Raw genomic sequence first — 13,517 nt, forward strand, 5'->3', positions numbered from 1 at the left:
ATGGCGCATTCGGCGCCCGCGGGCGGTCGCGGCGCGGCGGCTACCCGGCGGTGAGGCCGTTGCGCAGGGCCTGGAACATCCCGGCCGGGGAGTCCAGGGAGAACAGCAGCCCGGCCGAGAGCAGCAGGGCCACGGCGAACAGGATGGCGGCGATGCGGCGGCGCATCAGCGCGGCGGCCACGGCCCCGGCCAGGGGCACGCCCAGGGCGCACACCAGCAGGCACAGCAGGTACCAGGCCGCGGCGCGCATGCCCGCGGCGGCCTGCTCGGGGTCCTGGCCCAGCAGGGCGAACCCCTCGGCCAGGAAGAGCACGAAGAAGACCGCCGAGCCCAGCAGCCACAGGGCGCTCAGGGCGATCCACACCGCCACGGGCCAGCGGCGGCGGTCGTCCAGGACGACGGGGGTGCGGCTGACGCGGCGGCGCGGCGCGGCGGTGCCGCCGTCCTCAGCGCGCGGGTCGGCCGCCGCCCCGCCGCCGGGGCTCTCGTCCTCGGTCGCGGCGGCCGGCGCACCGGTGCGGGCCGGGGCGCGGCCGGCGGGGCGGCGCTTCCTCTTCTTGGGCGACACGGGTCCTCCGTGGGGCGGGTGATCGGACCTGCCCCAACGTAGCGGCCGCGCGGGGGTGGCCGGGCCTAGCCCGCCGCCAGGTGGATGGCCACGACGTAGACGACCGGCCAGCCCAGCAGCGCCAGCGACCACAGGGCGGCGCGGCGGTCGCCGGCGACGGTGGTGATGGCGGCGGCCAGCAGCGGCAGGCCCACCGAGACGCTGAAGCCCAGGGTGTACCACTCGGCGGCCGATTCGCTGCCCGCGGAGATGGCCCTGATGTAGCCGACGGGCCCCAGCACCAGGCACAGCACGCCCAGCAGGCCGGCCGTGATGCGGACCCCCAGGGGGTGGCGGGTGTTGCGCGCCGATCGGTCTCCATTCTCTGCAGGCGTCAACGGGGGATCCTTCTCCCAACAGGACGGCCGCCGCGGGCGGCGGTGCGGTGCGGACGGGGGGCGGGCACCCGGCGCCCCGGCGGAGCGCGGGCGGGCCGCGGTGCCTCCGCTCCGATTGTCGGGCATGGCGGGAGTGGTCGGCGCGGCTTCGGTGCCCTACCGACATCCAACTCCGCCCGCGCCCGATGATCAAGGGTTTGCCCGGGCGGGGCGGAGCGGTGTGGCGGGGATGACGCGCGCGGGGCCGCGCCGGTCGCTCAGTGGTGGGCGGCGTGCTCGGCGGGCAGGGCGCCGGGGGCCGCGGGGAAGGAGTCGCGGCGCGGCAGGGTCAGCGCGCACAGCGCCATCAGCACCGGCAGGACCAGCGCCCACATGAACGCGGCGCCGTAGCCGCCGGCGGCAACGGCCACGGTGTTGAGCAGGGCCAGGCCGATCGCGCCGCCCAGCTGGGAGGAGGTGTTCTGCATGCCCCCGGCCAGGCCCTGCTCGTCGCGGGGCACACCGGTGGTGGCGGCGATCAGGGAGGGCGCGTAGCTGAGGCCGCCGCTGACGCCCATGAGGACCACGCCGGGCAGCACGTGGGTCCAGTAGGAGCCGCCCTCGGTGATGAACATGAGCGCGGCCAGGGAGCAGGCGGTGGCCGCGGCGGCGGCCAGGAACATGGTGCGCACGCTCACGCGGGCGGCCATGGCGCCCGAGCGGGTGGACAGCAGCACGATGACGGCGCTGGCGGGGATCAGCCCCAGGCCGGCCTGGGTGGCGCTCATGCCCAGCTCGTTTTGCATGTAGAAGCTGCTGAACCAGTTGACGGAGTGGACGGTGGGCACGCCCAGCACGGTGAACAGGTTGGCCACGCGCACGTAGGGGTTGGCCAGCAGGCCCAGGCGGACGATGGGCTGGCGCACGCGGCGCTCGACCACGACGAAGGCGGCGACCAGGCCGGCGCCGGTCACGGCGAAGAGCATGACGGTCAGGTCGACGCCGTCCTCGGCGGTGACGGCGGCGGTGACGATGGAGACCGCTCCGCCGGTCAGCAGCAGGGCGCCGCCGATGTCGATGCGGCCGGGGGCGCGGGCGGGGTCGCGCGGCAGCAGCAGGACCACGGCGACCAGCAGCACGATGGCGGCGGGCACGTTGATGAGGAACACCCAGCGCCATCCGGCGAGGTCGGCGACGACGCCGCCCAGGGCGCTGCCGGCCAGGGTTCCGCCGGTGCCCACCGCGCTCCAGATCCCCAGGGCGCGGTTGCGGGCCAGGCCCTCGGGATAGCGCGTGGTCACCAGCGCGAAGGCGGCCGGCGAGGCGAAGGCGGCGCCCAGTCCCTGGGCGGCGCGGCCGGCGAAGAGCAGGGCGGGGGTGTCGGCCAGGCCGCACAGCAGCGAGGCGACCGTAAATAGGGATAGGCCGGCAATGAGGGTGATGCGGTGACCGAAAAGGTCTCCTGTGCGGCCGCCGACCACCAGGAAGCCGCCGAAGGCCACCAAGTAGGCCGCGCCCACCCACGGCAGATGCGCTTCGTCGACGCGCAAATCCGCGGCGATGGCGGGCAGGGCCGTGACCACGATCGCATCGATCATGAGCAGGACTTGGACGAGGCAGAGCAGAGGCAAGAAGAAAAGGCGGCTCATGTTTCCGATAGTGCCGTCAATTGTTTCCGGGCGTCCAACACCATTCTTGGCTCCATTCACGCGGTTGCGTTGTTAATCTCGGCACGTGTACTCCGACATTCATCCACGCCTGCTACGGACATTCGTCGCCGTTGCGGAGGAATTGCATTTCGGCCGGGCGGCCGGGCGCCTCTACGCGGCGCAGCAGTCCGTCAGCCGCGACATCAGACGCCTGGAGCGCGACCTGGGCGTGCACCTGTTCACCCGCAGCACGCGCGCGGTGGGGCTCACACCGGCCGGGGAGCGCCTGCTGCCGCGCGCCCGCCGGCTGCTGGCGCTGCACGACGAACTGGTGGCCGACGCCAGCGCCCAGCGCCGCCCGCTGCTGGTGGACATCAACAACCCCGGGGCCACGGCCGGCACGGTGCTCAACGAGGCGCGGCGCATGGCGCCCGAGGCCGAGCTGATGGCGCGCTTCCACGGCGGGCTGACCGCCAGCGCCGAGGAGATCCTGGCCCACCGCCTCGACGTCGCCTTCGGCCGGGTCGCCGGGCTGGAGCCGCGGGTGCGCAGCTGGCTGCGCCAGGTTCCGGTGCGCCTGGAGCCGCTGGGGCTGATGCTGGTGGAGGACCACCCGCTGGCGGCCTGCGAGCGCATCGCGCTGCCCGCCCTGGCCGGGCGCCACCGCGTCGACGCCATGATGGGCAGCCCCGAGACCGCCGAGTGGACCGACCTGGGCCGGCGGCTGCTGGCCGAGCGCGGCATCGGCATGGCCCCGCCGCGCACCCGGCCCACCGGCGCCGAGGAGATGGCGCTCTACATCCGCCGCCACCGCGACCCCGTGCTGGTGAGCATGCAGCTGCCGCCGGTGCCCGGAACCGTGGTGCGCCCGCTGGTGGACCCGGTGCCGCTGAGCCTGGTCAGCATGGTCTTCGACAGCGCGCTGCGCCACCCCGGGCTCGACGCGCTGCTGCGGGCCGCCGAGAAGCTGGCCGCGGCCGAGGACTGGATGCACCGCCCCGCCGGCGCGTGGCTGCCCGCCGAGGACGCCGCGCTGCTGCCCGAGTGAGCCGACCCGCCGCCCCGCCACGCGCCGTCCCCGTTCCGGTGCCGTCGCCGCGGCGCGGGCCGCCCCGCCGGGGCAGGACCCTCAGCGCGCCGCGGGCCAGGGGCGCGCCCGCTCGCACAGGCCGGCGAACCCGGCCAGCACCCGCAGTTCGGCCACCGAGCGCGGCGCCGAGGCCGCCAGGCGGGGGGAGTACACCAGCACCGCCACGGTCTGGGCGCGCGAGAGCGCCACGTTGAGCCGGTTGCGCGAGAGCACGAAGTCCAGTCCCCGGGGGGCGTCCAGGGCGCTGGAGACGGTCATCGAGCAGATGACGGCCGGGGCCTCCTGGCCCTGGAAGCGGTCGACCGTGCCCACCCGCACCTCGCCCAGGCCCGCCTGCTCCAGGGCCTGGCGCAGGGCCCGCACCTGGAGGTTGTAGGGCGCCACCACCAGGATGTCCTCGCCGGTGATCTCGCGCGGGGCGGTGGCGCCGGGCTCGCGGTAGGAGCGGCCCACCAGGCGCGCGGCGGCGTCCACCACCGCGGCGACCTCCTCGGGGCTGTGGGTGGCGCGCCCGGTGTGGGCCACGGGCAGCGCGTAGAGGCCGGGTTCGACGCCGGACATGGCGCGCTCGGCGGCCACCGGGTGGGCGGTGAGGCGGCCCCGGTAGGACAGGTGGGACACCGGCGCGCACACCGCCGGGTGCATGCGGCGGGTCTGGTCCAGGAAGTAGCCCAGCGCGGGGTCGATGATCTCGGCGCCGCCGACCAGGTGCTCCAGCGCCGAGGAGGCCGCGCCGGGCGCGTGGGCGCCCTGCACCACCTGCGGCAGCTGCTGGGGGTCGCCCAGCAGCACCAGGTCGCGGGCGGCGGCGGAGACGGCGAGGGTGTCGGCCAGGGCGAACTGCCCGGCCTCGTCGATGATGAGCACGTCCAGGGGGTCGGCGGTCATCGCCTCGTTGGCGAAGTTCCAGGCGGTGCCGCCCACGAGGTGGCCGTCGGGGCGGGCGGCGCGCCAGGCCGCCAGCTCCTTGGGGCTCTTGGGCTGGTCCCACGCCGCCTTGGGGTCGGGCTTCTTGGCCGGGCGCTTGGCGCAGGGCAGGTCCAGTCCCGCGATGCGGGCCGCCTGCACGGCCGAGGCCAGCACGTTCTCCACGGCCTTGTGGCTGGTGGAGCACACGCCCACGGTGCGCCCCTGGCCCACCAGGTGGGTGATCAGGCGCGCGGCCAGGTAGGTCTTGCCGGCGCCGGGCGGGCCCTGCACGGCCAGGTAGGAGCCGTCGAGGGCGTCGACGGCGGCGATCGCCGCGGCCACCAGGTCGCCGCCGTGGTCGGCGGGGTCGGGCAGGGGCGCGCCGGTGCGGGTGCGCGGCGGGGTGCGGCGCAGCACGTCGATACCCGCGGTGGCGGGCAGGCGCGGCAGGTCGGCCAGCGCGGCCCCGGCCAGGGTCCACAGGGCGGTGTCCTTGGGCGAGGAGCGCACGGGGGCGCCCGGCAGCACCGCGGCCGGCGCCCGCGCGTAGGTCTGGCCGGGTGCGGAGGTCTCGACGAGGGTGAGGCGGTCGGCGGTGGCGGACTCGACGGCGGCGTCGACGGTGTCGGCCTCCTGGCCGGGGGCGCCGGGGTAGAGCAGGCGCACGGAGTCGCCGGTGGTGAAGGGGTGGGGGCGGGCGGGGTCGGCGCGCAGCTCGATCTCGCGGCGCATCTTGCGCTGGCGACCGGTGGGCTCCTGCCAGTCGCCCACGCGCGCCCGCACCGGCACCAGGCAGTCGTTGTCGGCCTCCAGCTCCTCCATGGGGGCCGAGACGCGGCGGAAGTAGTCCCACCACGAGGGGTTCTCCTCGCGGCGGTAGTAGCCCGCCAGGGCGGCCAGCAGCGCGCGGGCCCGCTGGTCGGGGGTGCGTTCGGCGGGGTCCTCGGGCACGCCTTCGAGCAGGGGGTCGGTGAGGGCGCGCAGGCGCGCCTCCTGCTCCTCGCGGCGGCGCCGCCGCTCGGCGGCGGCCTCGTCGGCGGCCTCGGCGCTCAGCTCGCCCTGGGCGGTGGGGCGGGCGGTGATGCCGTTCTCGGTGCGCAGGTCCTCCAGCCAGGCGCGCAGCCGGGCGGTGGACACGCAGTCGTCGCGGTTGTAGTCGGCGATGGCGCGCAGCACCTTGTCGGCGCGCTCGGTGTCGCCGGCCTCGGCCGCCGCGAGGTAGTCGGCGTAGGCGTCGATGCTGGAGGTGGCGGTGGTGACCTCGCCGGAGCGGGCGCCGCCCAGGTAGAGCGGTTCGAGGTACTTGATGGAGTAGGAGCGCTGGGAGACCCGCAGGCTCTTCTTGACGGCGGTGAACAGGTCGACCAGGCGGCGGTGGCGCAGCAGCTCGTCGACCTCGCTCTCGCGGGTGGCGAAGGCGGCGGCCAGCAGCTTGAGGCGGTCGGCCTCGTAGGAGGCGTAGTGGTAGACGTGGGCGCCGGGGTCGGTGTCGATGCGGGCGCACACGAAGTCCACGAAGTCCTCGAAGGCGCGCTTCTCGGCGGCGCGGTCGTGGGCCCAGAAGGCGTGGAACTCCTCGGTGCCGCCGTCGCCGTCGAGGGTGACCGCGCCGAACAGGTACTCCAGGCCGCGGCCGTCGGCGCCGTCGAAGTAGGGGTAGCCCTCCATGTCGAAGAAGACGTCGCCGGGGCTGGGGGCGGGCAGGCCGGCCAGGCCCTCGGGGGCGTAGACCTCGGCGATGACGGTGCCCTGGGGGTCGGCGGCGGTGCGGGTGGCGTCCTGGCGCACCTGGAGGGCGGCCTGGTCGCGCAGCCGCCGGAAGGAGTGGCGCGGCATGGCGGGCGGGCGGTCGTCCTCGCCGGCGCCGGCCAGGGCGTCGATGGTGGCGATCCCCGACTCGGCGAGGCGGCGGGCCTGGTCGGTGCGCAGCCCGGCCACCAGGGACAGGTGGCGGGCCTCGGCGCGGCCGGCGGCGCACTGGGCGGCGTAGCCGCAGCCCTCGCAGGCCGGGCGGGGCTCGCCCCACAGGGGGTCGGGCAGGCGGGCGGGGCGGCGCAGCCGCTCCAGCAGGCGGGCGCGCACCCCGGACAGGACGGGGGCGAACTCGGCGACGCGGTGGGTGTGCACGGCGCGGTCGCCGGTGAGCAGGTGCATGTGCTCGGGCGGCTCGGGGGCCAGGCGGGAGAGCGCGTCGGCGTAGGCGGTGAGCTGGAGGACCGCTGAGGGGCCGGGGCGGCGGGCGAGCTTGGTGTCCCAGGGCTCGTAGCCGGAGGGGCCCGGGGTGCGGCGGGCGCCGGTGGCGGGGTCCACGGCGGTGCTGATGAGGAAGTCGGCGCGGCCGTGGAAGGAGACGCCCTCCTCCAGCGGCTCGTAGAAGCAGCCCTGGTAGACGACGGCGGCGCCGGCGCGCATCGCCTCGGCGGTGGCCCGGGCGGCGGCGCGCATGGCCTCGTGGGTGGGCGCGGGGTCGGGCACGGCCACGACGTCGTCGCCGAACAGGCCGCGCAGCCGCTCCAGTTCGGCCCGCTCGTGGGCCTCGCCGTGCTGGGCGATCAGGGGGTCCAGTTCGCTGGGCGCGGGCGCGCCGGGGAGGTCGCAGGCCAGGGCGTGGCGCAGGGCGCTGCGGTGCTCGCACTCCATGGCGTCGACGAGGTCGGTGGGCGAGACCACCAGTCCCGTCTCGTTGCGAAACACCCGCCTCACCTCTCCCCTGGGCCGATCTCCGCGCATTCTGCCACGCCCGGCCCACAAGCGAGCCGGAGTCGCGCTCCGCGCGTCGCGGCGGGAGGGTGAGGGAAGGGGCGGGGCCGGCGGCGGGCGCCGGCGGCCGGCCGGGGACGGCGAACCGGGAGCGGCCGTGGGCGGGACTCCTCGGCACGGCGTGCGCGGGCCCGGCCGGCCCGGCCGTGCGGGGGGCGGGAGGGCGGGGCCGGCGGCCCCGCTGTCGGGCTCCTAGCCGACGACCTGCCACTCCACGTCCACCACGCCGGCACTGGGCGAGGCGATCTGCTCGAAGGAGGCGGTGGACAGGTCCAGGCAGCGGCCCTCGACGTAGGGGCCGCGGTCGTTGATGCGCACGGTCACCGACCTGCCGTTGTCGGGGTTGGTGACCTGGACCATGGTGTCCATCGGCAGGGTCTTGTGCGCGGCGGTCATCGCGCTGGGGTCGAACTGCTCGCCGCTGGCCGTGGGCTGGGGCTCGCTGTACATGGACGCCTCGCACGCGCCGCCCTCGCCGGTGGGGGTCAGCCCGGAGGTGTCTGCGCCGGAGTCGGCGGCGTCCTCGGCGGGCTCCTCCGGCTCCTGCTGTCGGGGCTCGGTGGCGGTGCCGCTGAGGGGGCGCACCGCGTCCTGGGCCGCCTGCTCCCAGGCCTCGGCGCGCTGGCGGCGCTCGTCGGCGGCGGCGTCGGCGTCCGGCCGCGGCGCCTCGGCCGTCTGGGCGGGCGGGGGCGTGGTGGCGCCCGAGGCGGCGCCGGAACCGGATCCGGCGGCGAGCGCGGCGCCCGCCGTGGCGGCGGCCACGAGGCCCGCGCCGGCGGCGGCGGTGGCGATGGCGGTCCGGGTGCGTCGGGCGCGGGCTCGGACGGCCCGGCGTGAAGGCTGGGTGTGGCCCACTGGTGGTGGTCCTTTGAACGGGGACGGAGGGAGGCCGTGCCGGCGGCCGCCGGGGGGCGGCGGACGGCCGCGGGGCGGGCACGGCGGGTGCCGCCCGGGGGGCCGGGGGCGGGGGCGCCGGTGGGGAGTGTGGGGGTGAGCCGCGGGTCGGCTCGCCGGCGCTCGAACGAGGCTAATCATCACGGCGGGGTCACGGGAACCTCACGCCCGGGTTTTGTGCCATTTGTCACGCGGGTGTGGGCGTGGCGCCACACGCCCCGCCCCGCCCGCCGGAGGCGCGTCAGCCGGGGTGGTGGCGACGCGGCGGAAGGCCCTGGGGGAACAGTTCGGCGGCGGGGTCGTCCAGGCGGTCGCCGCTGAGGGCGGCGACGGTGGCCGAGAGTTCGGGGTTGTCCAGGTGGCCCTCGACGGTGCGGATGACGCGTTCCAGCGCCTCGCGCACGTCGGCGCCCCGGCTGCGCACGGCGTAGAGCGCGGCGACGGCCGGAGTGCGCGACTGCCCGGCGGCGCAGTGCAGCAGCACCCGCTTGCCCTCGGCGCGCAGCGCGGCCACGGCGGCGGCGGCCTCCTCCAGCACGAAGGGCAGGTTGGGGTTGGCGCCGGGGTGGTCGGCCAGCCACACCTCGACGCGGTCGCGGGCCGGCACCCCGGTGTGGACGTCCTCGGGGCCGATGCGGTTGAGGCTCACCACGGCGTCGATGTCGGGCCGTGCGCGCAGGTAGGTCAGGTTGCCCAGGATGACACCGGGGTCGTAGGGGTGGGGCGTGTGGAAGGGCAGGTAGATGCCCTTGGAGTCGCCGGTGTGGTACCCGGAGCGCTCCGGCCAGGAGGCGGGGTCGCTGCCGCGCGCCATGACCACGCCGCGGATGACGAGTTCGCGGGGGGCGATGATGTCGGCGAGGCGGCGCTGGGCCGCCAGCGGGACGCCCGATGCGCCCCAGCGGGCGCCGGCCAGCGCGCCGGCGTAGAGGGCGGCCACGCCGCCGCCCAGGTCGAGGGCGCGCCGCACCGCGTCGGCGAAGTGGCGGCAGGGGAAGGAGGGGCCGCGCAGGTCGGGCTCGGGCACGGGCGTCTCGGTCACGGCCCGCAGGGCCGCGCCTCGGGGGTCGCCGGGCGCGGGGACGGGGGTGCCGGGGGCGGGCGGGCGGCCTTCGGCGCAGGCGCGGCGCACCGCCAGCGCGAAGGCGCGGTCGTGGGGGTCGGCCAGGGCGGTGTCGAGGTCGAGCGGGGCGTCGATGCGGGTGATGGCGGCACGGATCAGCCCGGCCAGGCGCGCGGGACCGGAGTCGGTTGCGGGGGCGGCGGCGGTGCCGGGTCCGGCGTCGGCGGCCGACGCGCTGACGAGTTCGGTGACCAGCGCCGCCGGGGCGTCCACCAGGCACCCGGCCGCGGCGGCGCCCACCCAGGCGCCCGCGGCGCGGTCGTGTCGCGGGTCGTCACGGTGCCACGCGGAGGCCGGAAGGGAGGAATCGGTGGAGCCGGAGGGTGCGGACAGGGCGTCAGAGGGCATGCCACTCCCGGTGTCGGGCGATAGCCGTCGGGTGCGAGTATGCCCGCCGCCCCGCCGACGGGCCAGCGCCGCTCCCGTTCGGCACCCGGTGGGATGACAGGTGCGGGGGCTGGAGCGGGAAAGGCCTGGGGCGGAAAGGGCGGGGATGTGGCCCGGGGAGGCCGTCACCGCCCATCGAGCCCGAGCCCAGTGGCGCGGGCCGCAACGGAGGCACCAAGGACGCCAGGGGTACAGGCATCCGAGCACCGTCCTGGAGGGCGGACGGCACAGGCGCCAACGGGCACCGAGGCCGATGAGGGCCCGGGTCGGCGGCCACCGGTACCGGTGGCCGGCGGTCGGGGTGGCGACAAGAGCGGCGAGGCGAGCGACACCAACCCGAGGCGATCACCGTCCAGCCGCACAGACAGGCAGGGCCCTGACAAGGCGCCAAGGACGCCGGGGGTACTGGGCGGCGACCCCCGGCCCTCAGAGCGGACAGCGCGGGTGCCAACGGGCACCGACAGCACCGGCCGCTCAGGACAGCGATCACCGGACAGGTGGCAGATGTCGCAACGGGAGCGGCGAGGGAGGCGCCGCCGCAACGAGGGCTCCGGGGTTCAGGGCGGCGACCACCGGCACCGGTGGCCCTATGGCAGGGACGGCAGACATCGCGGCGGGAGCGGCGACGGCGCCAGGGCTCGGTCGCCGTTCGCCGGGTCTGCCCATGGCGGCGAGGTACGCAACCGGCGGGGTCGGATGAGCAAGAACCGCAGGATCGTCTGCTCATACGCGGACCTTTTGGGCTGATTGCCCGGTTTACGCTTTCACTCGCCTGTCACCCGAGCATCACAAACGGCCTCACCGGCATCACATGTCCACATTTTGAGACACCCTGAGTACTCCAGGCACCCCTTTGTCTCCTATGTCGCGTTCTCGAAGCCACGAGTCTGCCCTTTTCGCCACTTCGGCGCCCACCGGGCATAGATCGTCGAAGACGGGGCCATATTCTTCTCACTATGTGAGATTTCCAAGCCTGCATGCCCCGTTTGCCCACATATGCCCTTCGGAGGGTCGCCGGCAATGGAGGACAGGCCGGAGCCGGCGGAGCCGGTCCGTGGTCGCGCGCGGCAGGACACCCATCCCGGCCTCGCTCCGGCCGCCTGCTCCGCCAGGTCTACGGCGCCCGACCGCCGGGCCACACCCTCGCGCGGACCGGCAACGGCTGAGGCCCGCCTCCACCGCACCCCACCGCCACGCGACCCGCTGACCACTCACCCCGGCCACCCACCGCCCTCGGCGCCCCCGCCGCACCCCGGACCCTGCACCCGGAGAACCGGCGACCGCACGCCCCAGCCCTCAGCCGCCTCGGCGCCCCGCCACGGCCTCAGCCGTCCACCCCGCGGACCGGTGACCGTCACCGGCCCCACGGCCCGGGCGCGGCGGCGTCTGCGGCGTCGGTGTCGGCGGCGGCTATGCGGCGGCGCGGACGGCCGCGTGGTAGCGGGCGGCGACGATGTCGGCCACGGCCGGGTCGGGGCACAGCGGGGCCGCGACGGTGTCGGCGCCGGCCTGGGCCAGGCGCCGGTGGAACAGGCCGGGCGCCAGCAGCCAGGCGGCGACGCCGACGCGGGCGGCGCCTTGCTCGCGCAGCCGCGCGACCGCCTCGCAGACCGTGGGGCGGGCGGTGGCCACATAGGCCTGGGCCACCGGGGTGGCCAGGTGGGCGGCCAGCCGCGCGGCGGCGTCGGCCACCTCGGCGCGGGCGGCCGGGTCGGAGGACCCGGCCGCGGCCAGCACGACGGCGTCCCCGGGCCGCCACCCCGACCGGCGCAGGCGGCGTGCGGCGGCGGTGACGAGCCGGTCGTCGCCGCCCAGCGCGGGGGTGAGCACCGCGTCGGCGCGGCCGGCGCGCTCCAACTGCCCGGGGATGTCCACGCGCACGTGGTAGCCGGCCGCCAGGAACGCCGGCACGACGACCAGGGGGCCCTCCGCGGTGGCGGCGACCTCGCCGACGTCGGGGGCCAGCACGTCGGCGAACGCCAGCCGCACCGGGGCGCCGGTGCGCCGCGCCGCCGCGCGCGCCAGCCCGCGCGCGGCGGCCGTTCCGCGCGGGTCGCGGGTGCCGTGCACGGCCAGCAGCAGGGTCGGTGCCGCTCCCCCGCCCACCGGCCGGCGCGGCAGGACGGCGGCGCCGCGGGGGGCGCGCTGTGCGGTGGCGGCCATCAGTCTCCTTCGGGCAGGCAGTCGCCGCTGTCCAGGGCCAGGCGGTAGCCGCGCTTGACGACCGTCTGGATGATCTTGGGGTCGCCCAGCGCGGTGCGCAGCCGGGCGACGGCGGTCTCCACGGCGTGGGCGTCGGCGTCGCCGCCCAGGGAGGCCAGCAGGTCGGCGCGGTCGCGGACCTGTCCGGGGCGCCGCGCCAGTTCGCGCAGCACCCGCATCAGCGCGGGCGAGACCGGACGCACCGTGCCGTCCACCAGGGCGGCGTGGCCGCGCAGCCGCAGCCGGTGGCCGGCCACCGGCAGGCTGGGGAAGCGCCCGGGCAGCTCCTCGGCCAGGCGCTTGACCAGCGCGCCGATGCGGGCGCGGCCCGGCCACACGGTGGGCACGTCGTAGGCCATCAGCGGGCGCGCCGTGACGGGCCCCACGCACATGGCCAGGGCGTCGCGGGTCAGCGCCCGCACCAGGGGGGCGCGCATTCCCACGGCCTCGGCGCGGTCCAGCAGCCCGGCGGCGGCCGGGGCGCTGGTGAAGGTGACCGCGTCCACGCCGCCGCCGGTGATGTCCTCGATGAGCCGGTCCAGCGCCGCCACGTCGTCGGGCAGGGTCCACCGGTAGACGGGCACCTCCACCACCTCCGCGCCGGCCAGGCGCAGCGCCGCGCAGAAGTCGGGCAGCGGCTCGCCGTGCAGCTGCACGGCCACGCGCAGCCCCTCCACGCCGGTGGCCAGGAGGTAGTCCAGGACCTCGGCGGAGGACTCCGAGGGCGGCGACCACTCCTCGGTGAGCCCGGCGGCGCGGATGGCGCCCTTGGCCTTGGGGCCGCGCGCCAGCAGCCGGGAGTTGTGCATGGCCGCCAGCAGCGGCTCGGCCGTGCCCCAGGTCTCGCACGCCTCCACCCAGCCGCGGAACCCGATGCCGGTGGTGGCCACCACGACGTCGGCGGGCCGGCGGATCAGCTCGCGCGAGGCCGCGGCCAGGCGCTGGTCGTCGCTGAGCGGCACGATCCGCAGCGCCGGCGCGCACACCACCTCCGCCCCCTTGCGGCGCAGCATGGCCGCCAGCTCGTCGGCGCGGCGCGCGGCGGTGACCGCCACGGTGAACCCGGCCAGCGGGGCGACCGTGGCGGCGGGCTCGCCGCGGGTGTGGGGCCGCGCCGGCGCGGGTGCGGGGTCCTCGGCGCCGGTGCCGGCCGCGGACAGGGGCGAAGGCGTCGCGCTCATGTGGTGGCCTCGTCCGGTTGGGTGCTGACGTCGATCGAGCCGTCGCGCACGCGTACGGCGTAGGTGGGCAGCCGCACGGCGGGGTCGTCCAGGCAGTGACCGGTGCGCAGGGAGAACACCTGCTTGAGCATGGGAGAGGCGACGGTGGGCTCGCCCGCCCGGTCGCCGACGATGCCGCGGGAGATCACCGCGGCGCCGCTGAAGGGATCGATGTTGCCCACGGCGTAGAGCACGTCGTCGTGCGTGCGGAACACGGCGACCTGTCCTCCGTCGGGCAGGAGGACGGCGACCCCGCGCTCCGGGGTGAGCCTATCCCAGCGGCAGGCGGCGACCCACAGCCGCTCGGTGCGGACGGGCAGGGTTGGCGTGCTCATGGCGGTCGACCTCCGGTTGTACGG

General features: G+C 76.7%; 10 protein-coding genes. 1 reads left to right on the top strand and 9 read right to left on the bottom strand.

What is annotated here, in order from left to right; genetic code table 11:
- Window positions 1–40: 40 nt before the first annotated feature.
- The 3 genes from HNR12_RS03190 to HNR12_RS03200 form a co-directional block, all read right to left on the bottom strand.
- A complete protein-coding gene (locus HNR12_RS03190; RefSeq protein WP_179766031.1) occupies window positions 41–568 on the bottom strand; it encodes a hypothetical protein in 528 nt (175 codons plus the stop codon).
- Window positions 569–633: 65 nt separating this feature from the next.
- Entirely contained in the window at window positions 634–945 is a 312-nt protein-coding gene (locus tag HNR12_RS03195) for a hypothetical protein (RefSeq protein WP_179766032.1), read from the bottom strand.
- A gap of 257 nt (window positions 946–1,202) precedes the next feature.
- Entirely contained in the window at window positions 1,203–2,522 is a 1,320-nt protein-coding gene (locus HNR12_RS03200; RefSeq protein ID WP_179766033.1) for an MFS transporter, read from the bottom strand.
- Window positions 2,523–2,715: 193 nt separating this feature from the next.
- On the opposite strand from HNR12_RS03200, the gene HNR12_RS03205 reads away from it, so the two are divergent.
- Window positions 2,716–3,621, top strand: a complete 906-nt coding sequence (locus HNR12_RS03205) for a LysR family transcriptional regulator (RefSeq protein ID WP_246424992.1) — start codon at window positions 2,716–2,718, stop codon at window positions 3,619–3,621.
- Window positions 3,622–3,702: 81 nt separating this feature from the next.
- Here HNR12_RS03205 and HNR12_RS03210 read toward each other — a convergent pair whose 3' ends face one another.
- The 6 genes from HNR12_RS03210 to nirD all read right to left on the bottom strand — a co-directional run bounded on the left by HNR12_RS03210 (window position 3,703) and on the right by nirD (window position 13,493).
- Entirely contained in the window at window positions 3,703–7,266 is a 3,564-nt protein-coding gene (locus HNR12_RS03210) for a TM0106 family RecB-like putative nuclease (RefSeq protein ID WP_179766035.1), read from the bottom strand.
- A gap of 258 nt (window positions 7,267–7,524) precedes the next feature.
- Window positions 7,525–8,187: a septal ring lytic transglycosylase RlpA family protein gene (locus HNR12_RS29420; RefSeq protein WP_338119714.1), complete on the bottom strand. Its 663-nt coding sequence runs from the start codon at window positions 8,185–8,187 to the stop codon at window positions 7,525–7,527.
- A 280-nt stretch (window positions 8,188–8,467) separates the two neighbouring features.
- The gene (locus HNR12_RS03220) at window positions 8,468–9,697 is read right to left on the bottom strand and encodes a dual specificity protein phosphatase family protein (RefSeq protein ID WP_179766036.1); all 1,230 of its coding nucleotides are present in this window, start codon (window positions 9,695–9,697) and stop codon (window positions 8,468–8,470) included.
- Window positions 9,698–11,146: 1,449 nt separating this feature from the next.
- Window positions 11,147–11,899, bottom strand: a complete 753-nt coding sequence (locus tag HNR12_RS03225) for a sirohydrochlorin chelatase (protein WP_179766037.1) — start codon at window positions 11,897–11,899, stop codon at window positions 11,147–11,149.
- Window positions 11,899–13,119 (bottom strand): uroporphyrinogen-III synthase, encoded by a 1,221-nt coding sequence (locus tag HNR12_RS03230; protein WP_179766038.1) that lies wholly within the window; start codon window positions 13,117–13,119, stop codon window positions 11,899–11,901. The genes HNR12_RS03225 and HNR12_RS03230 overlap by 1 nt, the downstream gene beginning before the upstream one ends.
- Window positions 13,116–13,493, bottom strand: a complete 378-nt coding sequence (gene nirD, locus HNR12_RS03235) for a nitrite reductase small subunit NirD (RefSeq protein WP_179766039.1) — start codon at window positions 13,491–13,493, stop codon at window positions 13,116–13,118. The genes HNR12_RS03230 and nirD overlap by 4 nt, the downstream gene beginning before the upstream one ends.
- Between the last annotated feature and the right edge of the window lie 24 nt (window positions 13,494–13,517).

This window comes from Streptomonospora nanhaiensis (assembly GCF_013410565.1).
Lineage (GTDB): Bacteria > Actinomycetota > Actinomycetes > Streptosporangiales > Streptosporangiaceae > Streptomonospora > Streptomonospora nanhaiensis.

What these genes read in the sequence shown, in the direction of transcription:
- HNR12_RS03200 (WP_179766033.1), bottom strand. Translation starts at nt 2,522, where the DNA reads ATGATCGATGCGATCGTGGTCACGGCCCTGCCCGCCATCGCCGCGGAT.
- HNR12_RS03220 (WP_179766036.1), bottom strand. Translation starts at nt 9,697, where the DNA reads ATGCCCTCTGACGCCCTGTCCGCACCCTCCGGCTCCACCGATTCCTCC.
- HNR12_RS03225 (WP_179766037.1), bottom strand. Translation starts at nt 11,899, where the DNA reads ATGGCCGCCACCGCACAGCGCGCCCCCCGCGGCGCCGCCGTCCTGCCG.
- HNR12_RS03230 (WP_179766038.1), bottom strand. Translation starts at nt 13,119, where the DNA reads ATGAGCGCGACGCCTTCGCCCCTGTCCGCGGCCGGCACCGGCGCCGAG.
- nirD (WP_179766039.1), bottom strand. Translation starts at nt 13,493, where the DNA reads ATGAGCACGCCAACCCTGCCCGTCCGCACCGAGCGGCTGTGGGTCGCC.